The sequence below is a fragment of the Parabacteroides sp. KHUB-02 genome (genome assembly GCF_056640955.1).
The window spans coordinates 3,316,758-3,342,901 of sequence record NZ_JBWQEV010000001.1 but is presented as its reverse complement, the minus strand read 5'-3'; the positions used below and the strand labels follow the sequence as shown (position 1 = coordinate 3,342,901).

At 43.3% G+C, this 26,144-nt stretch carries 18 protein-coding genes; 9 read left to right on the top strand and 9 right to left on the bottom strand.

The window, feature by feature from the left end:
- Positions 1-12 precede the first annotated feature (12 nt).
- Positions 13-900 carry an Rpn family recombination-promoting nuclease/putative transposase gene (locus tag ACYIA1_RS14575; RefSeq protein WP_121960974.1) on the bottom strand — a complete coding sequence of 296 codons (888 nt, stop codon included), beginning with the start codon at positions 898-900 and terminating at the stop codon, positions 13-15.
- A gap of 808 nt (positions 901-1,708) precedes the next feature.
- Here ACYIA1_RS14575 and ACYIA1_RS14570 point away from each other — a divergent pair.
- The gene (locus tag ACYIA1_RS14570; protein ID WP_211738535.1) at positions 1,709-5,158 is read left to right on the top strand and encodes a DUF6383 domain-containing protein; all 3,450 of its coding nucleotides are present in this window, start codon (positions 1,709-1,711) and stop codon (positions 5,156-5,158) included.
- Between the two features lie 235 nt (positions 5,159-5,393).
- Here the strand turns inward: ACYIA1_RS14570 and ACYIA1_RS14565 are convergent, their stop codons facing one another.
- Both ACYIA1_RS14565 and ACYIA1_RS14560 read right to left on the bottom strand, forming a co-directional pair.
- Positions 5,394-6,017: a LysO family transporter gene (locus ACYIA1_RS14565; protein ID WP_005860926.1), complete on the bottom strand. Its 624-nt coding sequence runs from the start codon at positions 6,015-6,017 to the stop codon at positions 5,394-5,396.
- Positions 6,007-6,291: a LysO family transporter gene (locus ACYIA1_RS14560; protein ID WP_172718840.1), complete on the bottom strand. Its 285-nt coding sequence runs from the start codon at positions 6,289-6,291 to the stop codon at positions 6,007-6,009. Before ACYIA1_RS14560 ends, ACYIA1_RS14565 begins: the two co-directional genes overlap by 11 nt.
- Before the next feature lie 459 nt (positions 6,292-6,750).
- Between ACYIA1_RS14560 and ACYIA1_RS14555 the strand changes: the two genes are divergently transcribed.
- Both ACYIA1_RS14555 and ACYIA1_RS14550 read left to right on the top strand, forming a co-directional pair.
- A complete protein-coding gene (locus tag ACYIA1_RS14555; protein WP_413639898.1) occupies positions 6,751-9,984 on the top strand; it encodes a S41 family peptidase in 3,234 nt (1,077 codons plus the stop codon).
- A 147-nt stretch (positions 9,985-10,131) separates the two neighbouring features.
- Positions 10,132-10,677, top strand: a complete 546-nt coding sequence (locus ACYIA1_RS14550; RefSeq protein WP_005866535.1) for a 3'-5' exonuclease — start codon at positions 10,132-10,134, stop codon at positions 10,675-10,677.
- On the opposite strand, the gene ACYIA1_RS14545 is transcribed toward ACYIA1_RS14550, so the two are convergent.
- The 3 genes from ACYIA1_RS14545 to ACYIA1_RS14535 all read right to left on the bottom strand — a co-directional run bounded on the left by ACYIA1_RS14545 (position 10,678) and on the right by ACYIA1_RS14535 (position 14,811).
- Positions 10,678-11,850: a dicarboxylate/amino acid:cation symporter gene (locus ACYIA1_RS14545; RefSeq protein WP_005866537.1), complete on the bottom strand. Its 1,173-nt coding sequence runs from the start codon at positions 11,848-11,850 to the stop codon at positions 10,678-10,680. It lies immediately after the preceding gene.
- Positions 11,819-13,285 (bottom strand): Na+/H+ antiporter NhaC, encoded by a 1,467-nt coding sequence (gene nhaC / locus ACYIA1_RS14540; RefSeq protein WP_413639899.1) that lies wholly within the window; start codon positions 13,283-13,285, stop codon positions 11,819-11,821. Before nhaC ends, ACYIA1_RS14545 begins: the two co-directional genes overlap by 32 nt.
- An 83-nt stretch (positions 13,286-13,368) precedes the next feature.
- Positions 13,369-14,811, bottom strand: coding sequence for a Na+/H+ antiporter NhaC family protein (locus tag ACYIA1_RS14535; protein ID WP_036611664.1), 1,443 nt, complete (start codon positions 14,809-14,811; stop codon positions 13,369-13,371).
- 132 nt (positions 14,812-14,943) lie between these two features.
- On the opposite strand from ACYIA1_RS14535, the gene ACYIA1_RS14530 reads away from it, so the two are divergent.
- Positions 14,944-15,903: a PCMD domain-containing protein gene (locus ACYIA1_RS14530; RefSeq protein ID WP_480335645.1), complete on the top strand. Its 960-nt coding sequence runs from the start codon at positions 14,944-14,946 to the stop codon at positions 15,901-15,903.
- Positions 15,904-15,979: 76 nt separating this feature from the next.
- On the opposite strand, the gene ACYIA1_RS14525 is transcribed toward ACYIA1_RS14530, so the two are convergent.
- Both ACYIA1_RS14525 and ACYIA1_RS14520 read right to left on the bottom strand, forming a co-directional pair.
- Positions 15,980-16,726, bottom strand: a complete 747-nt coding sequence (locus ACYIA1_RS14525; protein WP_005860943.1) for an MvaI/BcnI restriction endonuclease family protein — start codon at positions 16,724-16,726, stop codon at positions 15,980-15,982.
- On the bottom strand, positions 16,716-17,009 hold the full coding sequence (locus ACYIA1_RS14520; protein WP_005860945.1) for a helix-turn-helix transcriptional regulator: 294 nt from the start codon (positions 17,007-17,009) through the stop codon (positions 16,716-16,718). Before ACYIA1_RS14520 ends, ACYIA1_RS14525 begins: the two co-directional genes overlap by 11 nt.
- A 104-nt stretch (positions 17,010-17,113) precedes the next feature.
- On the opposite strand from ACYIA1_RS14520, the gene ACYIA1_RS14515 reads away from it, so the two are divergent.
- Together ACYIA1_RS14515 and ACYIA1_RS14510 are read left to right on the top strand one after the other, a co-directional pair.
- A complete protein-coding gene (locus ACYIA1_RS14515) occupies positions 17,114-18,358 on the top strand; it encodes a TRM11 family methyltransferase (RefSeq protein WP_008780617.1) in 1,245 nt (414 codons plus the stop codon).
- 969 nt (positions 18,359-19,327) lie between these two features.
- Positions 19,328-23,062, top strand: a complete 3,735-nt coding sequence (locus ACYIA1_RS14510; RefSeq protein WP_480335642.1) for a DUF6383 domain-containing protein — start codon at positions 19,328-19,330, stop codon at positions 23,060-23,062.
- 243 nt (positions 23,063-23,305) lie between these two features.
- Here ACYIA1_RS14510 and ACYIA1_RS14505 read toward each other — a convergent pair whose 3' ends face one another.
- A complete protein-coding gene (locus tag ACYIA1_RS14505; RefSeq protein WP_036611655.1) occupies positions 23,306-23,995 on the bottom strand; it encodes an SIR2 family NAD-dependent protein deacylase in 690 nt (229 codons plus the stop codon).
- Positions 23,996-24,156: 161 nt separating this feature from the next.
- On the opposite strand from ACYIA1_RS14505, the gene bamJ (ACYIA1_RS14500) reads away from it, so the two are divergent.
- The 3 genes from bamJ (ACYIA1_RS14500) to ACYIA1_RS14490 all read left to right on the top strand — a co-directional run bounded on the left by bamJ (ACYIA1_RS14500) (position 24,157) and on the right by ACYIA1_RS14490 (position 26,127).
- Positions 24,157-24,744, top strand: a complete 588-nt coding sequence (gene bamJ / locus ACYIA1_RS14500) for a BamJ family beta-barrel-assembly machinery protein (RefSeq protein ID WP_005866557.1) — start codon at positions 24,157-24,159, stop codon at positions 24,742-24,744.
- Between the two features lie 20 nt (positions 24,745-24,764).
- Entirely contained in the window at positions 24,765-25,475 is a 711-nt protein-coding gene (gene bamJ, locus ACYIA1_RS14495) for a BamJ family beta-barrel-assembly machinery protein (protein ID WP_005860960.1), read from the top strand.
- A 184-nt stretch (positions 25,476-25,659) separates the two neighbouring features.
- Positions 25,660-26,127: an Lrp/AsnC family transcriptional regulator gene (locus tag ACYIA1_RS14490; protein ID WP_005860962.1), complete on the top strand. Its 468-nt coding sequence runs from the start codon at positions 25,660-25,662 to the stop codon at positions 26,125-26,127.
- The last annotated feature ends 17 nt before the right edge of the window (positions 26,128-26,144 follow it).

Here is a 26,144-nt window from a genome sequence, read left to right as displayed (position 1 = left end):
GGTTGATTCGGGTTATAGTCGCTCAATGTCTTCAACAGAAAGTCCGGAGCATTGGGCGATAAGTTCGGAGTCAAGTCCTTGCTCCTTCATCTTTTGGGCTATCTGGAGTTTTTCCTCTTGACGGCCTTTCTCGATTCCTTTCTCGATTCCTTTCTGCATTCCTTTTTGCATCCCTTCCTGCATGCCTTTTTCAATCCCTTCCGTTTGTGCGTAATCGATGGTCGCATACCAATCCCGATAATTCTTTAGGTTTTCCTCGTAGATCGCACGTTCTTTTTCGCTGAGTGAGTTGACGTTCGCCACGTCCAGCAAGCGAAGGAAGGTCTCCTGTTCCTCCTTGAAGGGAGATTGTTCAAATAGGTTCATATTCTTCAATGTATAAATCCAACGTTCGAAGGAGCTCTTGCACTCCTCCTTGCTTAAACTGAATAACGGGAACGATATGTAGATCTGCTTCATCTTGATCTCATTGAACACCTTTCCCGTCCTCTCGTTAGCGAGGACAACATCCGTACGGAAGTCTGTGAACTCCGGCAACTTGAAATTCAAGAAATAGACTCCGTAGATGGGTAGCAACCGATATTGCCATTGCTTGCCGATTTGTCCTTGCCGGGCCACCATGCGACAAAGATAATAAAAACCTCTGTTAAAGAAATAGTACTGGGGACAATTCTGCATCTCTAGGATGAACTTGGCCCCGGACACGTCCTCGCAGAGCAGGTCGAATATGATGGTACGGTTCTCGACAATCTCGGGCTTGATCTCCTTGTCGAGGTAGGTGATGTCCTTGATCTGTCGTTCGCCGGCTAGGGCGGCGTTAAGGAACTTGATGGTAACTTGCTTGTCTTGGAAGACAGCCTTAAATCCAGCATCAGTCATGATGTCTACGTATTGTGCCATAGTTAAATGGTTTTAGGTGATTACTGCTCCAAAGGTAAGGTTTATTTTCGTATCGCACATCCTGTTTATTGTATATTTCTTAAAAAGCAGATTCATGGTAGTCAGCTTTACTATTTATAGAAAGTACGATTAGTATTAATAGTAGTGCAAAATACTATGGATAGTAATCGGCTCCCATTTTGATCAATTCTTATTATACGCTGATTATCAGAAATATAAATAACAATCTTTAAATATTAGGCTTATTGTACTTTTTAAGAGATCAAATTTGGTATGGTTGACTTATTCTTTTCACGTATAAAGATAACATTAAATAATAGACTAAGCCGCTAGCATAAAGTTCTCCAAGTGAATAACTAATCACTTCTCAACTCGTAAGCTTATGGCTTGACAAGCCTTGGATTATACGTTTGTAGTATTTGCAATGATTGCATGTGAATGTTTGTATTTTGTATTTATTATGCGGTTATGGATGGATACCATATATAATGTACATGCGTACATTATATAATAGATAGAAACGGCTAGTCTAAACGATCGATTCTTTTAGTCATTTGCAAAGGTACGCGTTTCTTCGATACTTGCAACCCTTCCGAGCTATTTTTTTTTCACTTATCCTCTTTCTTATCAATAGGATAGGTTATCATTTACCAAACAAGCGATTCCTTCAACGAACCTCCCGCTCAAGCGTCTAAAAAACGCAAGATCTAAACGATCGTTTAGACTAGTCGTTTTCGAGAAAAACAAGGGTGCTAAACGGTGGGATGGACTTTAATTAACACTATTATTAATATTAAATTTTTGATTTATGAACAAAAAGATTACTACGCTTTTAGCTAGTGCTATGTTGGCGACTGCATTCTCTGCGGGAGCTAGCATAAACGCTAAGAAGGGCGAGGCTACTTTGTTGGGTGCATCATCAAATTACTTATCTGTAAATACAGAGAATAATTATGGTGCATTGAGCTTTGATCCTACAACTCTTTCTGATTTAAAAGAGTTGAATCCAGCAACATGGACTGTCTCTAACGTGAAGACTTCTTTAGGAAGAACTCTTTATTCTTTCGTAAATAAGGCTACCGGTTTAACATTGTCTGTAGATCCTGCTACAGCTATCGCTGTGGATGACAATAACAAGTCTCAAAAGATCGCTAGTGCTGCTCCATTGGCTTTAGGAGGAAGTGCTTCTGAGTGGGTTGTTGAGACAGTGGGTGGAAAGGATATCTTGGTTTCTTATATTGATGGTGAGAATGTTGTTTATATAGCTCAGTCAGGTAGCAAACTTTATTTGGAGAAAGCAAAGAAAAGTGCAATCTCTACTGCTGCTATAGCTTTGTCTTCTGACCAAGCAAATATTCCTGCAAGTATTTCTTTGGATAGTGACGCATTGAATACTTTATTACATTCAGTAAAGGGCAATAATGCAGCTATCGCTAAAATGTTCTTTGGCTTAACGATGAATCCGGAGACTTCAGGGAATAATAAGAATGTTTTAACTGCTACAGCTTTACATGCAGGGGATCAGGAATTTGATACTCAAAATGGAGGCTATTGGGTAACATTGCAAGCTAAAGACCAAAAGATTGGTGACAAGAAAGCATATGTTGTAGTTGATACCGCTTATTATGACGGAACAGAGACTAGCAAGTTCTTGAAGTTTGCTTGTGATGAACTAAACGCTGATGGCCGTAATGAGGGTTCTTATAAATTTAAGTTCACTTATAACGCTCAGAGAGATGAGCTGTATGCTCAAGTTCAGAAGGCTGTTTATAAGATTACTAAAAACGGCGGTGTATCTGATGAGGATTTCGCTAAATGGGTGAAAGAGGAGAACAACAACTCTAATTGGGTACTTTCTGATAACACAGCTTCTGCTAAGGGAACTCAAACAGCAGCTATTGATAAATACATTTACATGGCTCGTTTGGCCGGTACGAATGTATTGACTGTTAATACAGATGAAACAGATGGTACTACTGCTGGTGCTCTTGTTGCTGTTAAGGATGTTCAGAAAACAGTTATCAAACTTGGTACAAACTTCACGGGTTTGACTCAAACAACTTTGGCAGACGGTGTTTATATGATTCAATATAAATCTACTGGCGGTAATAAACCGGAACAAAACAACGCTTATGCATTGGCTAACTTGGCTGGTAATTTTGGTTGGGCAAAACAAGCAGATCGCCAAGATTTCAACCATATTCCGGCAGCTCAGTGGGTTATTACAAAGAATGGTACAGCTTCTACTGCTTCTATTACGATCCAGAACCGTGAGTTCAACGATTTGTCTGATAATGCTGTAGGTCTGAATAAGAAAACTGTTCAGCTGTATGCTGTAAAAGATAGCAAAGATGTATTCTTCTATAATAACGGTGTTGCTGATACTTTGAGTTTTATCCCTGTTAAAGACGCTAATAACTTAAAGGTTGGTTACAGATACTTGACAGAGGATTCCGCTAAGGTTCAGACATATGTATTCAATTATTTACATGGTTTGGCATTAGATAAATATTTGTATACTCCGGCTGGTAAGGATTCTATCGTTCGTGTAAACGAGAACGGTGATAAGACTAACTTCCGTTTGGAGATCGTGGTTAAGAATGATAACTATGGTGTTGGCGATAGCTTGGTAAGAAATGTTTACTATGTTAAGAATGGCGAGAGCTATTTGTCTTACGATGATGTTGCTAAAAAGTATATGATGAAGAAGGATACTAAAACTCCGTTCTTCTTAAAAGAAAACAACTGTGTGGACGGTAAGCACTATTATGCGTTAGTTGAAGCTGAAATAGTAAAAGTTTATGATAAAGATAATAAAGAATTCTTCATCGTAAAAGATAATTCAGAAGTAAAGGCTCGTGCTTCTGTTGGTGCGGCAGAATCTATAATTACTTATTCATCTGATGAATATACGAATGGTGTAAAAGTTTCTGTTGATGATAATACTCTGGACTTATTACAAGGTTCTACAGATGATAAGTTCAATCAAGGCAATAATCGTGAACTTCGTACATCCGCTTTCGCTGTGGTAACAGATGACTCTCCATTATACCGTCGTTTCAACAACGTAGCATTGGGTGAGAGCGCTACAGACGCTTGCGATAGCTTGGCATTCGTAGAGAGCGTACGTGGTGAGTACTTGATGGATGAGTGGAACAAGAACTTGCAAGACAAGGTGGTTAACTACGCTGGTATCTGGAATAAGGATAAAGCTAATGGTAAATTGTTCTTCCATATCGATACGGCTTGGGTAAATCGTGGCGCAGGTAATATCAAACCTCAATATTTGATCTCTGCGGCTCACGTAGATGTACCGGGAACTCCGGGTGTACCTTGTACTTATGCGCATAATCACTATGATAATGCTGGTAATAAGGTTGATGCTGCTCACTGCTCACACGCTACTCCTGCTCACGCTGGCTACCACTATGGTAAATATTTGGTAAACTTCTCTGATTCAGCGAAGGTCTATGATGAAAGAAAGGTTGCTAATCCGTATAAATTAAGTACTAACTCAAGTGTTAATAGCAGCTATACTCGCGTTGGTTTCGTTGAGGCTATTCACATGGGTGACAGCTTGTATGTATTGACAAATGGTTTCGAGAAGATGGCTCCGGCTGATTTGGATACGGCTGAAATCATCGCTAACTATAAAAAAGCAAAAATTGAACATTTCATTGTGAACTTGACAGGTGATAAACATAAGAACGTAACTTGGTCTTTCCGTTATGTAAATCCTGACAAGGCTGGAAATGTAACAGAAGAAGGTGCAGATAACTCTTTCTTGTTTGAGTCTAATGTTTATGGTTCAGCGAAAGTTAATGGACAAACGGTTTATGATGATCAGTATACAACTGTTTATGGCAATAAAGATGAAGCAATTGCTCCGAAAGAGAATGTTGCTTGGTTGAAGATGCATAATGGTTGCTTGGTAATCACAGATGAGAACGCTAAGTTTGATAATGCTAAGACTAGCGGTGACGGTGCCTTGGTATTCAATGTACAACGCATGACAGAAGATGATGAATTCGTTACTTCTAACGATGAGATCGCTACTGAAGGTGTATCCGTAATCGCAGGTAACGGTACCGTAACCGTTCAAGGCGCAGCTGGTAAGTCTGTAGTTATCACGAATATCTTGGGTAAGGTAATCGCTGAGACCGTTCTTACTTCCGATAACGCTACAATCTCCGTGCCTGCCGGTATCGTAGCAGTGGCTGTTGATGGTGAGGAAGCTGTTAAGGCTATCGTTAAATAAGAATTTAACAAAATAAGATAATCATACAATTCCCGTGCGGGTATCGATCCAAGTAATCCGTGACGGATGAACAGGCGGGAGTTGGATTAATATTAATACTAAAGTAATAAATTAAGAGGTCCGTAAGTACCTCCGTGAGGAGGAAGTACGGATAAAGGAACAAGAGGATGCGTCGATATAATGTACGCATCCTCTTTTGTGTCTATAGCGCGGGTATCGAGGATAAATCCTGCTTCTACTTGCAAAAGAGCGAGATAAGCAACGGCACGCTGATCTCGAGGATAATCCCGTGAATAATAGCCACAGGTACGATATTCTTTCCGGAATACCGGCTGATAACCGGAAGGCAGACATCCATGGAATTAATCCCCGCCACGGATACCGGAGCGAATTTACCAAAGAAAGAGGCATACAGCGGTGCCCCGAATAAAGCTAACATTTCCCGGATGATATTAGCCAATAACGCGATAGCCCCAAGTTGCGAAGCGATCTCTATCCCTGCCGACGCCTCTTTCAGTTGTACGATAAGCAAGGAGGATAAGGAATAATAGGCGAATCCGCTTCCTACAGCCATACAATCATATATATTCCACGAGGTCAATAACAAACTTGCCGCCGCAGAGAATACTAACGTGCCGATGATCGTAAAGAACGGCAGTAACAAACTGGAAAACCGGATATCCTTTACCATCTTTCCTAATTCGGCGTTTGCTCCCAGATTCAATCCTACTTGGATAACGAGGGCGTATAGCAAGAATTGCGGTAGTTTTTCGCAATACGTGGAGATAGTCGTGTTGGCGAAGGTTCCGCAAAAGATTCCCGCTGTGAAACATAAGATAACGATTAGGTTATTTTTCATTGAGACCTCCTTTCTTGATAAATAATTTATAAGCGATAAAAGATGCTACCAGACTTCCCAATACTCCGCAAATAGCAAGTATGGCTGCTTGTATTCCAAACTCACCAATATTATTCAGCAAAGATTGGTTGGCTCCTATGGTAATACCAAATATGAACAACATTGCGAAAATCGTATAAGAGATGGAATGTTCCAATCCCTTGAAAGCGGGGACGTGTCGGCATAAATAACCGACGCTTATCCCCAGACCTAATAGACCTAGAATGATAAACATAAGCATATTGTATTTTGAGATGCGCAAGACATCTTTTCTCCGGAAACGAAGCATACGAATACTTCCTCTTTTCCGCAGAAGTTAAACTTGAGTGCAATTAAGACCTAGATGTAGGTGTAAGAAGAGAACTATAAAAAGAAGTCCTCTCAAGAAGAGTATGGATGGATTTAGACAAAACCGCTGAACCAATGAACATGCACGATCGTATTGCCCGAGAAAGCCCGGGTATACCATCTTTTTGAGTTGTTCAGAAGCTTCTTGTTCATCTTATTTGTATCATTATTTGATTTCCGGCGCAAAGGTAGTAATAAATTAGAGATTCTAAAACTTTTTCTAGGATCGGATATATAAGGGACTTGACTTGGATTTTGGATCTTTTTATGTACATTTGAGGTCCTACCCGCTATTGGCCCAACTAAAAACGGATAGAACAGATATGATTAAAAGATAAGATTGGTTATGAGGAAAAGAATGATTTTAACAGCATTGGCGGCTGTCGCTATCCCTACGTTGTTGATGGCGGCGGATGAGGCGAGATTAATGCGCTTTCCGGCTACAAATGGTTCAGAGATTGTATTCTCGTATGCTGGCGATTTATATAAGGTCCCGGCTACAGGTGGTGAGGCACAGCGATTGACATCGTATGTGGGGTATGAGATGTTTCCCCGTTTCTCCCCGGATGGTAAGACGATCGCTTTTACGGGACAGTACGACGGTAACACGGAAGTGTACACGATGCCCTCTTCCGGCGGTGAGCCATTGCGTATCACTTACACGGCTACGAATAGCCGTGACGATCTGGGCGATCGCATGGGCCCGAATAATATCGTGATGACTTGGACACCGGACGGTAATGGTATTGTTTACCGCAACCGCATCAGCGATGGGTTCTCCGGTAAGTTATATACGGTAAATAAAGAAGGTGGCCTTTCCGAGGTGGTTCCCTTGCCCGAGGGCGGCTTTTGTAGCTATTCGCCCGACGGAAAACAATTGGCTTACAACCGGGTAATGCGTGAGTTCCGTACATGGAAATACTATAAGGGCGGTATGGCCGATGATATCTGGGTGTATAATCCGGAGAAGAAAAGTGTAGAGAATATCACGAACAATGAGGCGCAAGATATCTTTCCGATGTGGATTGGTGATGAGATCTATTTCCTTTCGGATCGGGATTACACGATGAACTTGTTCGTTTACAATACGAAGACAAAACAAACAAGTAAGGTGACGAACTTCACCGAGTACGACGTGAAATTCCCTAGCAGCTTCGGCAATACGATCGTTTTCGAGAATGGAGGCTATATCTATAAGATGGATGCGGCGTCGAAGAAACCGGAGAAAGTGAACGTAACCCTGGCCTCCGATAATGTCTACGCACGTAGCGAGATCAAGGATGGATCCAAATATATCACGAGTGCCAGCCTCTCCCCAAAAGGTGAGCGTATGGTGGTGACGGCTCGTGGCGAGGTCTTCAATATCCCGGTAGATAAAGGGGTTACGAAAAATATCACCCGTACTCCGGGAGCGCACGAACGTGACGCTCAATGGTCGCCGGACGGAAAACATATAGCCTATATCTCCGACGCTACCGGCGAGACCGAGCTGTATCTCCAAGATTCCGAGGGGGGCGAGCCTACCCAGTTGACCAAGAATAACGATACGTATATTCGTACTTTCCAGTGGAGTCCGGATTCCAAGAAGATTGTCTATACGGATCGTAAAAATCGTATCAATCTTTTGGACGTATCTAACAAACAGCTAACAAATATCTCACAAAGTCTGTTAGGTGAAGCCCGCAACGTAAGTTTCTCTCCGGATAATAATTGGTTGACTTATTCCCGTGTGTCCGATAATAATTTCTCAATCGTCTATGTCTACGATATCGCGGGTAAGAAAGAATATCCCGTGACCGATAAATGGTACGAGTCTTATTCTCCGGTATTCAGTACGGATGGCAAATATCTGGTATTCACTTCCGCCCGTGATTTCAATCCTACGTATAGCCAAACGGAATGGAATCATGTGTATAATAATATGGGTGGCGTATATCTGGCGTTATTGTCTAAGGATACCGCTTCCCCGTTTATGGAAACGGATGCGGAGGTAGCCATTGAATCTACCCCGGCGAAAGCGGATGCCTCTAAAAAGGACGAGACAAAGAATGAGGCTTCTACTCCGGTCGTAAAGATTGATATAGAGGGCATTACGGATCGAATCGTTAAGCTCCCCTTGCCGGGATCGAATTACTACGATCTTTATTCCGATGGAACGAACGTGTATTATTTCACGAAAGGCGGCATGAAGATGTTTGACTTGAAGAAACAGAAAGAGGAAACCGTTAGCGATGCCGCTATGATGGTTGATCCGGCTGGCAAGAAAGCTGTTTTCTTTAAGGACGATCAACTATTCGTAACCGATATACCGAAGGGTAAAGCGGATTTAAGCAAGCCGGTTAATCTGGCGAATATGAAGATCATGGTAGACTATACGAAGGAATGGGCGCAAATCTTCGATGAGGCTTGGCGTGCTTTCCGGGATGGTTTCTATCTGGAGAATATGCATGGCAAGGATTGGAAGGCGATCAAGGAGAAATACGCCGCCCTTCTTCCTTACGTGAAAACACGTTTGGACTTGAATTATATTATTGGCGAGATGATCGGCGAGCTGGGAGTAGGGCATGCTTATGTGAATCCCGGTGAGGTGGAAAGCCCTAAACGGGTATCGATGGGTCTGCTAGGTGCTGAGGTTTCTCGGGATAAGAGTGGTTTCTTCCGCTTGGAAAAGATCCTGCCGGGGGCTTCTTGGAGTAAGGAATTACGTTCTCCATTGACAGAGCCGGGTGTTGAGGCGAAGGCCGGAGAGTATATCGTCGCTATAGACGGAGTACCTACGAATAGCGTGAACGATATGTATAAGTTGTTGATCGGGAAGGCGAACGTTCCGACCGAGTTGTCTTTGAATAGCAAGCCTCAGTTGGCGGGCGCTCGTAAGATCGTGGTCAGTCCGTTGGCGGAAGAATATTCTTTGTATCACTATAATTGGATCCAAGATAATATCAAGAAGGTGGATAAGGCGACGAACGGTAAGGTCGGTTATATCTATATCCCGGATATGGGGCCGGAAGGCTTGAATGAGTTCTCCCGCTATTTCTATCCGCAATTGGATAAGGAGGGTTTGATTATCGATGATCGTGCGAATGGCGGTGGAAATGTCTCCCCGATGATTTTGGAACGTCTGTCTCGTGAGCCGTATCGTTTGACGATGCGCCGGGGTTCTTCTTTGATCGGGACCGTGCCGGATGCCGTACAGGTCGGCCCGAAAGTTTGCTTGATCAATAAGTATTCCGCTTCCGATGGCGATTTGTTCCCGTGGGGCTTCCGTGCGCTTGGCTTAGGTAAATTGATTGGAACCCGTACTTGGGGCGGTATCATCGGTATTAGCGGCCCGCTTCCTTATATGGACGGTACGGATATCCGTGTGCCTTTCTTCACGAGCTATGATCCGAAGACGGGTAACTGGATTATCGAGAACCATGGTGTGGATCCGGATATCTTGATCGATAACGACCCCATCAAGGAATGGAACGGTGAGGATCAACAATTAGACCGTGCTATCGAGGAAGTCATGAAACAATTAAAAGAACGCAAACCGCTAGCCCCTGTCCCCGCACCAAGGGACTGGAGCCATAAATAATGATAGGCTATTTGTAGAGACGGGGCGTGCCCCGTCTCATCCCGACAAAATAGTAATTAAAATACTATCAGATAGTGGTGAGACGGGGCACGCCCCGTCTCTACAAATAAATAAATAGTAAACGGATTAAAAACTAGTAATCTATCTATGGAACGATTCGCAGCCATTGACTTTGAGACCGCTAATGGAAAGCGGAGCAGTATTTGCAGTATAGGTATCGCCATATTGGAGGATGACTGGGTAGTAGATAGCATTTATACCTTGGTACGTCCTACCCCTAATTTCTATACCCGTTGGACTACGGCCATACATGGATTGACTGCTGAGGATACGAATGACGCGTTATGTTTCGAGGAGGCTTGGGAAAGCATCGCCCCGAAACTAAAGGATCTCCCCCTTGTTGCCCATAACAGTCCGTTTGATGAGGGATGCCTGAAAGCCGCCCACGAGGTATATGACTTAGCCTATCCGAAATATCCCTTCTATTGCACTTGCCGTCTATCCCGGAAGATGTACCCATTTCTGGTAAATCATCAGTTGCAGACAGTAGCCGCCCACTGCGGTTACGACCTTACCCGACATCATAACGCCATGGCCGACGCTTACGCCTGTGCCCATATCGCCCTTACGATGATGCGGGAAAAAGAGGTCGATACCTTGGAGGCGCTTATGGCTTCCTGCTACTCTAGGTAACTATGGGGTGTTTTTCCCGGCTATTTTATCCACCACGACAGCGATAGCGCCATCTCCCGTCACGTTGCAAGCGGTGCCAAAACTATCCATGGCAATATAAAGGGCGATCATCAACGCTTGCAGTGTCTCATTGAATCCCAGCATACTTTGCAAGATACCCAAAGCGGCCATAATAGCCCCTCCCGGAACCCCCGGAGCCGCTACCATCGTAATTCCCAGCATCATGATAAATCCGCTGAAGTTGGAGAAGGTAACCGGTTCTCCCGCCATGATCATGATAGCCATAGCGCAAGCTACGATTTTCATGGTGCTACCTGCCAGATGGATCGTGGCGCAAAGCGGAACGGTAAAGATCGCTATATTCTCCCGTACGCCATTCTTGACAGCCTGCGCCAGTGTCACGGGAATCGTGGCGGCGGAGGATTGGGTCCCCAGAGCTGTAGCGTAGGCCGGTAACATATTCTTCAAGAGGCGGAGCGGATTCTTCCCGGCTATGGCTCCGGCTATCGTGAATTGAATCAATAACAATAATACATGTAAGACAAAGATGACTATGATAACCTTGAGGAACATCGTGATAATACTCATGACTTGTCCGCTCACGGTCATGTTCAGGAAGATACCGAAAATATGGAGCGGTAATAACGGGATGATAACCACCTCGATCAGCTTAATGATAATTTCCTTGAAATCCGTGAAAGAGTCACGCAGGGTGGTTCCCGCTATATTAGAAAGCCCTAGGCCAATCGTAAAGGATAGCAGCAAGGCTGTCATGACATCCATTAAAGGCGGCATATTTACCACGAAGTAAGGTGTCAGCATGAAATCTTCCGGATTCTCCATCGCCGTCAATTCCGTGTTGGTCGGTAGTATGTGCGGGAATATAGCCGATCCGCTCAGGAACGTGAAGAAACCCGAGAAGACTGTTGAACCGTAAGCGATCAAGGCGGTTATCAATAATAGCTTTCCGGCTCCTTTGCCCAGATCTCCGATAGCGGGAGTCACCAGCCCCAATATGATTAGAGGGATGGAGAACGATAGGAAGTTGCCGAACAATGAATTGAAGGTTACAAAGATACGTGCGATTCCTCCCGGTAAAAACTGGCCGAACAATACGCCGGCGGCGATAGCGATAACGACTTTAGTTAACAATGATACTCTGATCTTTTTCATGGTGTTGCTTTATTTTGAAGCCAATGGCGGCCATCGTAATACTCATCAACGGACTGATCAGGTTAAAGAAGCAATAAGGAAGATACGTCAGGGTCGCTACGCCTAATATCGTGGCTTGCGTCATGCCGCAGGTGTTCCACGGTACCAGCACGGACGTTACGGTTACGGAATCTTCCGTCGTACGGCTTAACAGGCGACTCTCATATCCTTTTTTCTTGTAGATATCCTTGAACATATTTCCGGTAAGGATAATGGATATGTATTGGTCGGCCGTAACGATATTCAAGAATAAGCCGGAACATACGGTAGATGCCACCATGCCGACCCTCCGTTTCATAAAGCGAAGGAATACAGACGTAAGGCTTTCCAGCATACCGCTGGCCGTCATGGAGCCGCCGAAGCACATGGCGCAGATGATCAGCCAGATCGTATTCATCATACCCGCCATACCCCGGGTGGCGACCAAGCTGTTCAAGGCCTCGTTGCCCGTATCGATCTGGGTACTCCCGTAAAATGTCATGAATAATCCCTTAAACAGGGAGGAGGCATCCGCTACCGACGCTCCCGCTACCTCTTGCAATAAATGAGGCTGGAAAAAGATTGCGAACACCCCGGCCATCGCCGTCGAGATAAACAAGGTGATCAAAGACGGTACTTTTTTGGCGATTAATATACCCGTTACCACCGGTACGATCAGTAGCCAGAGCGAGATATTAAAACTTTCGTTCAACGAGGCGGCAAACTCGGCTATTTGCCCGGATGCGTTCGAGGTATGCGTAAAACCCGCTATGGTAAAGATAATCAACGTGATCACCATAGACGGTATTGTCGTAAGCATCATATACCGGATATGGGAGAACAAAGGGGTATGCGTTACGGAAGAAGCTAATACCGTCGTGTCCGAGAGCGGTGAGATCTTATCCCCGAAATAAGCGCCCGAGATGATCGCTCCGGCTACCCATCCCGTAGCGAAGCCCTGTGCCTCGCCGATACCCATCAAGGCGATACCGATCGTGGCGATGGTAGTCCACGAGCTACCGGTCATAACGGATACGACAGCGCAGATCACGCAACAAGAGGCAAGGAAGAAACTTGGATGAATGATTTGCATCCCGTAATAAATCAAGGTCGGGACGATACCGCTGATCATCCAGCTACCGGATAAAGCGCCAATCAACAATAGGATAATTATAGCTGTGGCCACTCCCAATATGTTTTTACATATCGCCTCTTCTATATCACGCCATTTGACTTTGCAGAAGATCATGGCCAAAAGGGAGGCGACCGCCGTGGTGGTAAGTAATACGACTTGGCTTCCGCCGCTCAACGCGTCGCTGCCAAAAGTGCGTATGGTTACAAACAAAAGAGCTACCAGCACGAGGATAGGCACTAGTGAAAGTAGAGGGGAGGGCATCTTCTTAAGATGATTTTCCATTGTTCATTCAGTCGCTTAAATAATGATGGTGCGAAAATACTAAAAATACCTTGAATAACGCTATGAATTATAGATTGATTTCCTTATTTCACAGTCTTTTGGACGATCTTATAACCGGTTGCCGCTATAAGAATGCTCATAAACGGGCTGACGATATTAAAGATGCAATAAGGGAAATAAGTCCAAGTAGATACGCCAAGGATTGTAGATTGTGTCATACCGCAAGTCGTCCACGGGATCAGCACGGAGGTGACAGTGACGGAGTCTTCCGTTGTCCGGCTAAGCAGGCGGCTCTCGAATCCCCGTTGCTTATATACTTCTTTAAACATTTCGCTGTTCAGGATGATGGCGATAAACTGGTCCGCCGTGCAGATGTTCAAGGATAATCCGGACACGACGGTAGAGGCGACCATGCTGGTACGGCCTCGCATGAAATGCAAGAAGATACGTGTGATGCTTTCCAGCATGCCGCTAGCGGACATGGCCCCGCCGAAACACATGGCGCAAATGATCAGCCAAATCGTGTTCATCATCCCGGCCATTCCCCGGGTAGAGACTAGAGAGTTCAGGGCCTCGTTGCCGGTCTGTATCTGCGTGCTGTCATAGAAAGTCATCAGCAGGCCTTTGATATAGGCGATAATTCCGCTATCCGTGATCCCGGAAATCTCCAATAAGGCGTTTGGCTGGAAGATCAAGGCGAATATTCCGGCGAGTATGGAAGAGGCGAAAAGCACTACGATCGAAGGTGTCTTCTTGGCGATCATGATTCCGGTAACGATCGGTACGATCATAAGCCAAGGCGTGATATGGAACGAGCCTTTCAAGGCTTCGGAGAAAGCGGCTATCTGGGATGCGTCCGCTGCCTCCCTCGAGAATCCGGCGATGCTGAATACGATCAGTGTGACGATCATAGAGGGAACGGTCGTATAAAGCATATACCGGATATGCGTGAAAAGGGGCGTGTCCGTTACGGAGGCCGCCAATACCGTAGTGTCTGATAACGGCGACATCTTATCCCCGAAATAAGCGCCCGATATAATCGCTCCGGCTACCCACCCCGTACTGAAGCCTTGCGCCTCGCCAATCCCGATCAAGGCGATCCCGATGGTGGCGATGGTAGTCCACGAGCTACCCGTCATAACCGATACGATACTGCATAGCAGGCAACAGGCCACGAGGAAGAAATCCGTTTGCATGACTTGCAACCCATAATAGATCAAGGACGGCACGATCCCGCTTACCATCCAACTGCCCGATAGGGTTCCGATCAATAAAAGGATGATGACAGACGGTGCGATCCCATAGATGTTACGGGCGATTTGCCCCTCGATATCTTCCCACTTGATCTTGCAATGAAAGACGGCGATCAAAGAGCAGATCGAGGTGGCTATCAATAATACGATTTGGCTGGCTCCTCCAAGGGAATCGCCCCGGAAAATATAGATGGCTACGGCCAGCATGATGACTAATGTCACTACGGGTAGTAAAGAGATCGCGATGGAGGGTGTCCGGGGCTTTTCTGCCATGGGTTTATTCACGTCGTTTGTTATTTATCATGGATAATCCGAATAAATTCTTTATACGGACTTGCCTTGTGTTATCGATTCTAATTAATTTCGCTGCAAAAATAAAAAAGGATTTGGATAGGAGGGTAACTTATGGTAGTAAATAATCGGTTAGGCTATTTATTTGTCTTTTTGGGGATGAGTATGGCGCTATATGCCCAGCGAAAGACGGAAGCGATCCGTTATGGCGATCTGGATCAGTGGGTGGTACGTAAGATCACGGAATCGGCTATTATCGGGAAGGAGACGAAGACACTTTACTGCGTTGGCCCTACGGATACGATTATCGGAAATAGACCTTTTGAGTCGAAAGCTTCGCCTTGGGGCAGTTCTAACGTGATGGCTAGGGTGAGCGGGATTACGAAAGCTAGCGTCAGTGTCTACCCCGAAAGACGGGATGAGGGGTATTGCGCACGGCTGGAAACGGGTATAGAATCGATCTCGGCGATGGGTATCATGAACGTGAAGGTGCTGGTCGGTGGATGCCTCTATCTCGGCCATTTTCTGGAACCGGCGAAGAATTCTTCGGAGACGTGGGGACAGATCGTTTGCGGTATCCCGTTTCACCAAAAACCTACGTCCTTGTTATTCGATTATAAGGTGAAACTCTCCGGTGATCCCAATCGTATTAAATTGAGCGGTTTTAGCAAGAGATCGGAGGTAAATGGCATTGATATGCCTTTGGTGAATCTCTTTCTTCAGAAGCGTTGGGAAGATAAGGACGGGAACATATATGCTAAGCGTATCGGTACGCTGGTAATCCGAATGGATAAAAATACGGATTGGGTAAACGATGCCAGTTTCACGATCTTATACGGCGATATCACGAAACGTAGCGATTATGAAGAATATATGGGGTTTCAACTCGGTGAGTCCGCCCGTTATAGCTTGAACAGCAAAGGCAAGAATGTGCCCATCCAAGAAATCGGCTGGGGAACGGAGGACGATGAGGTAACCCATATGATCTTAGAGTTCTGTTCCAGTCACGGAGGCTCATACATAGGGTCTCCGGGAAATACCTTTTGGGTAGATAATATCCGGTTGGGATATTGAGCCTATTATCGTTGAAACCCTATGGTATTTGTCTCCGGTCTTGATACAGAAGCCAACAAATGAAGCGTAGCTTGTTTTATTCTATGGTTTCGTGATCAGAATATAATAGTCTGATATTAGCCTCTAATATTCTGAATCCACTCCCATGATCGTGCGGCATACCATATTTGGGGCCAGATTTATAGCTCCCGATTCTTATATCATACATTATCTTCCCATCGGTTAAGAGTGATATAAAACGCTCAAATGATGGCTCTGTATATATATCGGCTTTATTGAAGTAGAAGAGTTCCTTACCTCCTTCTTTTTTCGTTTGGGCAGTTACATATAATAAGTTCTTTAGCTTCTTTGTTAGTGCTTTTTGAATGTCTTGATAGGTGTAACCTACGCTACAATCTAACAGCTCTTTTGTATTTAAGTCAAATACTCCTATTAATATTGTCTTGGCGACAGGGTTGTTTAGGAGTTTAAAAGAATATTTCTTCATATATGTGTTATAGCTATTTGCAAACATAGACGTATGCAAGCTATTTATAGATGGTGCATCTTCATAAGGTGTTCCAAATTTATCTTTTAAATAAGCATTCGCACGTTTGGGAAATGAGGGGCTTTTAGTGAATAGGGTAACGTAAGAGCATGAAGCGCCGCGATGAGATTTTATTTCGAATCCAGCTAAATCGGGCTCGTCTAAATTGTTCTCGACAACTCCGATGTAATCTTCAAATGTTTTTCCAATCCCAGTATTGTTGGCTCTATTGCTTGGAACATATTCCAAGGATTTAACCTCTTTGAACTTTGAAATAATAAAATCCTTATTCTCCATAACGTATTATATTAAATATGAGTAAGTCAATAATATCTCTATCTTTGGAAAAATCTTCCTCTGATATGAATAGCTGTTCTATGGTAATGTTGAAATAGTGGCATATTTTATAGATCTGACTAAGGGTGTACTTATGTGGAAATTTAGGGCTTTCTATACTCCCTATTAAGCCCGGAGCCACTTCGAGGAGATTCGACAACTCTTTTTGGCTAACATTGTTGGCCTCTCTTAGCTCCTTTATCTTAAGGATGATTTCAAGTTGATACTCGGTCTTTCTAATCATTATTGTTATTTTTGCCCAAAAATATAGTTTTATATATGCTTATGTACTCACAATATGTGAGCAATTGAGTATATTTGCACTCACATAATATAAGTAAGGAAGGTATGTACAAAAGAACGATTGATAATAGGTGGAGCTTTAAGGATGCCGATACCAAAGAATTTACTCATTGCTATCATGCGTATCCTGCGATGATGATTCCCCAAGTAGCAAGAGCTCTAATAGAGGAATATAAGCCAGAGGATGGAGTTGAGCTACTTTTTGATCCATATATGGGAAGCGGTACATCGTTAGTTGAGGCTTCTATAAAAGGTATAAATGCGATAGGAACAGACCTTAATCCATTGGCTAGATTGATGAGCCATGTAAAAACAACCCATTATGATTTATCTTGTATCAGAGATACTTTTTCAATGATGCAAGCCTTGTTCTTTGAGTATTCTGAAGATAAGGTCAAGAATAAGAATTTCGATAATATTTCTAATTATACTTATTGGTATTCCAGAGATAGCCTTTTGCGCCTTTCTTATATTTATCAAGTAATTAATGAATGTGTGGCTTTAGATTTCGCTGATTTCTTTAAAGTTCCTCTTTCCGAGACTGTTAGAGAGGTGTCGTTTACGAGGAATGGAGAATTTAAGCGGTTTAGGATGAAGGAAGAGAAAATTAAAGACTTCAAACCGGATGTCTTTCGATTGTTTGAAGAAAAGGTTATAAGAAATATAAATGGACTTGAGGAGTTTAATAGTATAAAATATCCATGTAATATAGGTATCTATGACTTTAATAGTACTATAGAAATCCCTTCCGATATAATACAGCCGAATAGTGTTGATATGGTTGTAACCTCTCCGCCTTATGGCGATAGTAGAACAACCGTTGCTTATGGACAATTTTCAAGGTGGGCAAATGAATGGTTCAATTTTGAAAATGCTAAAACACTAGATAATCTCCTAATGGGGGGACGAGTTCAGAAAGAGGAACTTTTTGAGACTAAAAGCATTAAATCTGAACTGGACGAAATAAAGAGCATTGACCCAAAGAGAAATTTGGAAGTGGTCTCGTTTCTTAATGATTATAGTTGTTCTATAAAGAATGTCGCGTCTGTAATAAAGAGTGGTGGAGTCGTTTGTTATGTCGTAGGGAACAGAACGGTTAAGGGGGTTCAAATTCCATTAGATTACTTTACTGCTGAAATGTTTGAGAAGAATGGTTTTACACATATCGATACTATTGTTAGAGAAATACCTAACAAAAGGATGCCTTCCAAAACAAGTCCTACTAATGTGGCAGGGAAGAAGGTTAGTACGATGTGCAATGAATATATAGTCATATTGGAGAAGAAATAAGGAAAGAGGCTGTTTTATTTGACTGAATTGATAGCCAATGGCTCCTAGTGTCGAGTTCTTTCTTTTTGACAGTTTGTAATCTTAACGCCCGTAGAATCGATTATTGCGGGGGAATGTACAGTCTACTCTTAAATTTGAGTTAAAATATATTTAATCGCTTGTTGGATAGTTGGATATCAAAAGATGCTCTTTTGTTCTAGCGAAACTAGCTCATCCTAATTCCTATTTTATGGGATGAAAAACCTATCTCAATGGGTTACGATAGGGAAGTGACAGGGTTATGATGGTTATTCTTGATAGTTCACGACCCTATTCTTGACTATTCACGATGCCTAACGGCACTATTGGCGTTGCCAAACACGACCGATAGTGTAGGCTTTTGTCGATACTCGTGTGTAAAAAGTAGTACTTTGCCGCATAAAACGCCGCTTACAACCTCCTTTTTCTCATTATCTTGCCTCTTTTACGAATAGCCTATGTCACGATATGCGCTTTATTTCAGTCAAAAGGATTGTATGAATGCTGTTTTACTGACAGGGAGATTCGCGGGAAATAGTCTGTATTGGAAGTAAAATATAAATAGATAATTGAAAGTAGAAATGAATTGTTCTTTTAATGTACGCTCGTACATTAATGTATAGTTAAATACGTTGATATTTGAGAATTTTTTATGGGATAGAAACGACTAGTTTAAACGATCGATTCTTTTAGTCATTTGCAAAGGTACGCATTTCTTCGATACTTGCAACCCTTCCGAGCTATTTTTTTATCACTTATTCTCTTTCTTATCAATAGGATAGGTTATCCTTCACGAAACAAGCGGTTCCTTCAACAAACCTCCCGTTTCGACGCTCAAAAAACGCAAGATTTAGACGATCGTTTAGACTAGTCGTTTTTAAATAGCGACGATTTGTTAAGGTCTTGAATGATATTTAATTAACACTATTATTAATATTAAATTTTCGATTTATGAACAAGAAATTTACAACGTTTTTGGCTAGCGCCATGCTTGTATCTGCTTTCTCTGTAGGTACGGTAGCGGCGTATGTCGGAACTCCAGTTGCTCCGCAAGCTACAATGGCTGCGGAAGAAACTCCGGATCCTAATGCGACGATAACGCCTAAAAAAGGGGAGGCCGTTTTGTTTCAAAACGGTTCTGAGGCGAAGTTCTTAGGTATCACAAAAGGAACGACCTTCGGTTATATTACAAAGGAGACTGGGACTTCTCAGTTTACATTGGAGAACTTAAACAAGGCTACTTGGACAGTTTCGGAGAAGAAGACCGTTTTAGGTCAAACGGTTTATTCTTTTGTGAACAAGAATACAGGCTTGACTTTCGCTGTAGATCCTTCTTTGGCGGCAGAGGCTGTTATGCAAGAAGACGGTGAAACGGTAGATGCGGCTAAAACCGCTAAGAAAGTTGAGGAGGCGGCCGTAGCCACTTTAGGGGGTAGCGCTACGGAGTGGGTAGTGAAAGATCTTGACGGCAGCGGCAAAACTTTGGTTTCTTATGTGGATGGTAATAAATATGTTTATCTGGCGACCAGATCGTCTGATGGCAAGATGATCTTGGTTAAGGGATCAAGTACTTCTTTAACGGGAACATCTGTATTATCTATCGGATTGAACCAAGGTAATATTCCGCAGGAGTTAGAATTAGGAGCAAAGGATTTAAATACCTTGTTGCAATCGGCAGTTGAAAACTCTTTCCGTTTGAATATGACTCCGGAGGTTACTTCTGGAAAGAAAAATCATTTGACGGCGACCGACCTTGTTGCGGAAGACGCTACTGAAGGCTATGTACTTTTACAGGCTAAAGACCAGAAAAAAGATGATGCGCAGTTGTATGTTGTTGTTGATACCACTTATTATGGCGGTACGGAAACAGATGGTTCCTTGCTTACTTATACGTATGATGCCTATGGGCCTAAAAACGACGATGGCTCTTTAAAGGATACGAAATCTATTACGGGTACCGTGGAGGGTGAATCAGTTACATATACAACTCTAAAGAACGGACGTTTGCAAGGCTCTTATAAGTATAAGTTTACTTATAATGCAGTAGATGACAAGCTTTATGTCCAAGTGAAGGACGCTATGCACCAAGTGCCTCGCAGAGAGGATGAGACAGATGCCGCTTATGCTAAAAGAATAAAGGACAGCTTTGATAATGCGAAATGGCAATCCGCTGAAAACGTAGTAAACGACAAGTATATTTATATGGCTAGTCTAGCCAGTGTAAATGTATTGTCATTGAATACGGATGAGACGGAAAAAGAAAAAACAGGTGTGGTAACTCAAAACGTAAAGATTACTATCGGTACGAGTTTCACAGGTTTGAAACCGACTACAATCCCCGATGGTGTTTATACGGTCCAGTTTAAGGCTAAGGCAGGAAATCCGAAGTTCGCCCAAAACGGTACTTATGCGTTGGCTAACCTTGCTGGTGATTTCGGCTGGGCTGATCAGGCTAAGAGACAAGATTTCAATCATATGCCGGCTGCTCAATGGGTGGTTAAAAAGAATGGAGTTTCTACTACGTCTGCGGTCACGATCAAGAACCGAGAGTTCAATGATTGGGGAGCTGATGCGTCTGCTGAAAGTGTTTTGCCTAAGACTTCAACCCAATTCTATGCGGTGGAAGGTAGCGGTGATGTCTTTTATTTCAATGGAACAATGCCCGATACATTGACCTTCACGAAGGTAGCGGACGAATTAGTCAAGGATACGAAGTTGGGTTATAAGTACGTAACCGCTAACGAGGCTATGGTGCAGACCTATACATTTAATTACTTGCATGGCTTGTCATTAGACAAATATTTATACACCCCGGCAGGCAAGGACTCTATCGTACGTGTAGACGAGAATGATGGCAAGTCCAATTTCCGTTTGATCTTGAAAGTCAAGGATGACAAATATGGCTATGAGAATGGCTTGGTAAGAAACGCTTACTATGTATCTGATGGCAAGGGACATTATATCTCTTATGACTCTGACGCTAAAAAGTATATGATGAAATCCGAGCCTACTTTGTTCTTCTTGAAAGAGAACAATTGCGATAATGGCAAGCATTACTATGCGTTAGTGAAGGCTGTGGAGCGTACGCATGCAGTTGGTGAGGGCTCATTCTTCACTTCTGATTATTTAGGTAAAGAGGTTAAGGAAGGTAAGATCGATGGTAAGGAGCTTGCTAAAGTGAAAGACGAAGAAAATACGCTTCTTTACGACAAGGATGGCTATCGTTTAATTAAGGACAACAGCGAGATCAAGAAGGCTTATGTGTATACGTTGAATGAAGATGAAAGTAAAGTCATATTTGACGAGATTGAATTAACTTCAGTTGCTGAACAAAAACACAAATCAACGGATTATGCTACTGTCAAGGTTTCTGTGGATGATAACACGTTGGATTTGACGGAAGGAAAGTTGAATGATAAGTTCGATGATGGCACTGACAATGAGATCCGTACTTCCGCTTTTGCGGTAGAGGTTGACAACTCTCCATTGTATCGTCGTTTCGACAACGCCGAGTTGGAAGAGAGCGAGACAGCTGACAGCTTATTCTTCGTAGAAAAGATCCGTAAGGAATACTTGATGGATGAGTGGAATAAGAACTTGACAGATAAGAAGGTTGATTACGCTGGTATCTGGAATAAGGAGAAAGCTGATGGTAAATTGGCGTTCATCGTTGATACCGCTTGGGTAAACCGTGGCGCTGGCAATATCAAGCCTCAATATTTGGTGTCTGTAGCTCGTCAGGATCAAGCCGGTACTCCGGGTGTTCCTTGTACATATGCTCATAATCATTTCGACAACGCCGGAAATCCTGTAGAGGCAGATAAATGCTCACATGCTACTCCTGCTAGCCAAGGCTTCAACTACGGTAAGTATTTGGTAAGTTTCGGTGACTCTGCCCTTATTAAAGGCAAGGAATACAAGACTCCGTATATGGATATTGACGGTGGTTATACTCGCGTTGGTTTCGTAAAGGCTATCCACGCAGGCGACAGTTTGTTCATCTTGGTGAATGATTTCGCTAACATGAAACCGGAAGAGTTGAATGTTGAGACAATTATCAAAGCTTATGAGAAAGCTAAGATCAACGAGACATATATTGTAAACTTGCGAGGCGACAACCATAAGAACGTAACTTGGTCATTCCGTTACGTAAATCCGGATAAGGCCGCTCAAGCTTACGAGGATGGTAAAGAGGGTGAGAACAATGAGTTCATGTTCGAGTCTAACATTTATTCCGAGACTGCTGACGCTGCTGTTACGGGTAATAAAGGTAAGGCTACTGCAGGTTACAAGGAAGTTAAGGCCGGTTCCATAGCTCCTCAATATGCCGCATGGTTGAAGATGCAGAACGGTTGCTTGGTATTAACTCGTGGTGATTCAGAGTTCAGCGCAGCTAAGACTGGTTCTGACGGTGCCTTGATCTTCAACGCATATCAGAAGACTGATGCTGAGGATATGGTAACATCTATCGAAGGCGCTAACGCTGAAGGCGTATCTATCGTAGCCGGCAACGGTACTGTAACCGTTCAAGGCGCAGCCGGTAAGTCTATCGTTATCACGAATATCTTAGGTAAGGTTGTCGCTGAGACTGTTCTTACCTCCGATAACGCTACAATCGCTGTACCTGCCGGTATCGTAACCGTAGCTGTTGATGGTGAGGAGGCTGTAAAGGCAATCGTGAAATAAGAAATAAACGAAATAAGATAATCATACGATTCCCGTGCGGGTATCGATCCAAGTAATCCGTGACGGATGAACAGGCGGGAATTGGATTAATATTAATACTAAAGTAATAAATTAAAGTTCATCCGTAAGTACTTCCGTGAGGATGGAAGCGGATAAAAAGACAAGTCCTTGGCAATGTGTTCGCATGCCAAGGACTTCGTGTTTATACTTGCCTTCGTCAGACCTAATGAGTGTATGAGTTGTTTAATTCTGCGTAAGCAACTCCGTCAGCCTCTTGACCCCTTCCGAGGCCCCGGCCTGTATATGCTCGATATCGTCGCGATAAGTACGTACATCTTTCGGGTCGATCAAGTAGATCGGTTGGCCCCGGCGCACGTAGTTTAGCAATCCGGCAGCAGGGTAGACGTTTAAGGAGGTACCGATAATCACGAAAATATCACAATCTTCCACCAGCTTGATGGAAGGCTCTATCATGGGTACCGCCTCTCCAAACCATACGACGAAAGGACGTAGCTGATTTCCGTGAGGGTCCTTGTCACCCAGATGAATATCCGGGTTCTCCGGCGATAGATCGTAGGTCGTGTCCAGATCCCTTACGGAGCATGCCTTCATCAACTCTCCATGCAGATGGATCACGTGGCTGCTACCCGCGCGTTCATGTAAGTTATCGATATTCTGGGTAATGATCCGTACGTCGAAATCTTTCTCCAAGGCGGCAAGGCCGAGGTGACCGGCGTTAGGTTTCGTATTCAATAACTCTCTTCTGCGCTGGTTGTAGAAGTCGAGAACCAATTTAGGGTTGGCGGCGAAGCCTTCCGGCGTGGCGACATCTTCCACCCGGTATTTCTCCCATAACCCGTCCGAGTCACGGAAAGTGGAGATACCGCTCTCTGCGCTCATTCCCGCTCCGGTAAGTATGACTAACTTTTTCATCTGTTACTTGTTTAATGTATAGATGTATATATTAATAGTTACGAAGTTACGACTTTATTTCGTAAAAAGCTTTGAATGAAATAAAAAGTTCTTACAAAATGCTGTTATACGATTAAAAGCATTACTTTTGTGGCTTATAATTAGTTGAACAAGAAAAAAGAATGGATAAAGTAAGTTATGCGCTTGGCTTAAGTATCGGAAATAATTTCCAGAACTCAGGCATCAAGGATCTTCAAGTGGAAGATTTTGTACAGGGATTGAATGACGTCTTAACAGAGGCAAAACCTGCTCTTAGTTATGATGAGGCAAAACAAGTGATCAATGATTACTTCATGAAGCTTCAACAAGAGAAACTGGAGATCAATAAGAAAGCCGGTGAGGAGTTCCTTTCTATCAATAAGCATAAGGCTGGTGTGGTAGAGTTGCCTAGCGGTTTGCAATACGAGGTGCTGAAGAATGGTACGGGCGCTAAACCTACGGCGAACGATAAGGTAAAATGCCACTATCACGGTACGTTAATCAACGGTCAGGTGTTTGATAGCTCCGTACAGAGAGGCGAGCCCGCCGTATTCGGTGTTTCACAGGTAATCCCGGGATGGGTAGAGGCCTTGCAGTTGATGCCGGTCGGTTCTAAATGGAGATTGTTTATCCCGTCTAACCTTGCTTATGGCGAGCGTGGGGCAGGTGAGGCTATCGAGCCGAATAGTACGTTGATCTTCGACGTTGAGTTATTAGATATCGAAAAATAATATATAAGAGTTAAAGAAAAATGAAAAAGTTAAGTGTATTAGTCGCTACAGTGATTGTAGCAATGGGCGCATCTTTCACCTCTTGCGGTGATTCTCACAAAAGCGCGAGCTTGAAGACTTCTATCGATAGCGCAAGCTACGCTATTGGTATCAGCACAGGTGCCGGTTATAAGGAAAACTTAAAGACTTTGCCGGGTGGTGAGGCTAACGTAGATGATTTGATCGCTGGTTTTATCCAAGCTATCAAAGGGGATTCTTCTGCGATGAAGATGAATCCGCAACAGGCTCAACAATATTTGCAGACTTACTTCGTAGAGGCTCAGGCTCGCGAGGCTAAGAAGACAAAAGAAGAGGGCGATAAGTTCTTGGCGGAGAATAAGACAAAAGAAGGCGTTATCACGACTGAGAGCGGCTTGCAATATAAGGTAGAGAAAGAAGGTACAGGCGCGAAGCCGACCGCTACCGATAAGGTAAAAGTTCATTATACCGGAACTCTATTGGACGGTACTAAGTTTGATAGCTCCGTGGATCGTGGCGAGCCGGCTGAGTTCGGTGTTGGCCAAGTAATCAAGGGCTGGACTGAGGGCTTGCAGATCATGCCGGTCGGTTCTAAATATATCTTCTGGATCCCGGCTGAGTTGGCTTATGGCGAACGTGGCGCAGGACAAGATATCAAACCGAACAGCGTATTGAAGTTCGAGGTTGAGTTGCTTGACATCGTAAAAGAATAAGTAGCGAAGAAATAGAAACGGAACGTTTGTAAGATAATAGGCGGGCAAATTATGCTAAAAAGCATTTTTTGCCCGCTTTTATTATTTATTGATTACTTTTTTCTTTCAGAATGATATATGATTCAAATTTATTATATACTTTTGATACATTAAATCTGAATGCATATAATAAAGCGAATTTAAAATGGAGAAGATAGACAAACTGGACCGGCAGATATTGAACATTATTTCAAAGAATGCTAGGATTCCTTTTAAAGATGTTGCCGAGGAGTGCGGTGTATCTCGTGCAGCTATTCATCAACGGGTTCAACGCATGATTGATATGAATGTGATCGTTGGCTCAGGGTATCACATCAATCCTAAAATATTGGGGTATAATACATGTACCTATATCGGCGTGAAATTGGAGCGTGGATCTATGTACAAGGATGTTGTCCCGGAATTCGAGAAAATACCCGAAGTGGTAGAATGCCATTTCACTACGGGTCCGTATACGATGCTGATCAAGCTGTATGCCCGTGATAACGAGCACTTGATGGAACTTTTGAACTCCAAGATTCAAGAGATACCGGGTGTTACGGCTACAGAGACCTTGATTTCTTTACGCCAAAGTGTTAAACGTGAGATCCCTATCTGTAATATCAATGAATAAGACGAAGAATTATACAT

What these genes read in the sequence shown, in the direction of transcription:
- ACYIA1_RS14535 (WP_036611664.1), bottom strand. Translation starts at nt 14,811, where the DNA reads ATGGCAGAAAAGCCCCGGACACCCTCCATCGCGATCTCTTTACTACCC.
- ACYIA1_RS14545 (WP_005866537.1), bottom strand. Translation starts at nt 11,850, where the DNA reads ATGAAAAAGATCAGAGTATCATTGTTAACTAAAGTCGTTATCGCTATC.
- ACYIA1_RS14560 (WP_172718840.1), bottom strand. Translation starts at nt 6,291, where the DNA reads ATGTTTATCATTCTAGGTCTATTAGGTCTGGGGATAAGCGTCGGTTAT.
- ACYIA1_RS14565 (WP_005860926.1), bottom strand. Translation starts at nt 6,017, where the DNA reads ATGAAAAATAACCTAATCGTTATCTTATGTTTCACAGCGGGAATCTTT.
- ACYIA1_RS14550 (WP_005866535.1), top strand. Translation starts at nt 10,132, where the DNA reads ATGGAACGATTCGCAGCCATTGACTTTGAGACCGCTAATGGAAAGCGG.
- ACYIA1_RS14570 (WP_211738535.1), top strand. Translation starts at nt 1,709, where the DNA reads ATGAACAAAAAGATTACTACGCTTTTAGCTAGTGCTATGTTGGCGACT.
- ACYIA1_RS14505 (WP_036611655.1), bottom strand. Translation starts at nt 23,995, where the DNA reads ATGAAAAAGTTAGTCATACTTACCGGAGCGGGAATGAGCGCAGAGAGC.
- ACYIA1_RS14510 (WP_480335642.1), top strand. Translation starts at nt 19,328, where the DNA reads ATGAACAAGAAATTTACAACGTTTTTGGCTAGCGCCATGCTTGTATCT.
- ACYIA1_RS14575 (WP_121960974.1), bottom strand. Translation starts at nt 900, where the DNA reads ATGGCACAATACGTAGACATCATGACTGATGCTGGATTTAAGGCTGTC.
- bamJ (WP_005860960.1), top strand. Translation starts at nt 24,765, where the DNA reads ATGAAAAAGTTAAGTGTATTAGTCGCTACAGTGATTGTAGCAATGGGC.
- ACYIA1_RS14515 (WP_008780617.1), top strand. Translation starts at nt 17,114, where the DNA reads ATGTACAAAAGAACGATTGATAATAGGTGGAGCTTTAAGGATGCCGAT.
- nhaC (WP_413639899.1), bottom strand. Translation starts at nt 13,285, where the DNA reads ATGGAAAATCATCTTAAGAAGATGCCCTCCCCTCTACTTTCACTAGTG.
- ACYIA1_RS14530 (WP_480335645.1), top strand. Translation starts at nt 14,944, where the DNA reads ATGGTAGTAAATAATCGGTTAGGCTATTTATTTGTCTTTTTGGGGATG.
- ACYIA1_RS14490 (WP_005860962.1), top strand. Translation starts at nt 25,660, where the DNA reads ATGGAGAAGATAGACAAACTGGACCGGCAGATATTGAACATTATTTCA.
- ACYIA1_RS14555 (WP_413639898.1), top strand. Translation starts at nt 6,751, where the DNA reads ATGAGGAAAAGAATGATTTTAACAGCATTGGCGGCTGTCGCTATCCCT.
- bamJ (WP_005866557.1), top strand. Translation starts at nt 24,157, where the DNA reads ATGGATAAAGTAAGTTATGCGCTTGGCTTAAGTATCGGAAATAATTTC.
- ACYIA1_RS14520 (WP_005860945.1), bottom strand. Translation starts at nt 17,009, where the DNA reads ATGATTAGAAAGACCGAGTATCAACTTGAAATCATCCTTAAGATAAAG.
- ACYIA1_RS14525 (WP_005860943.1), bottom strand. Translation starts at nt 16,726, where the DNA reads ATGGAGAATAAGGATTTTATTATTTCAAAGTTCAAAGAGGTTAAATCC.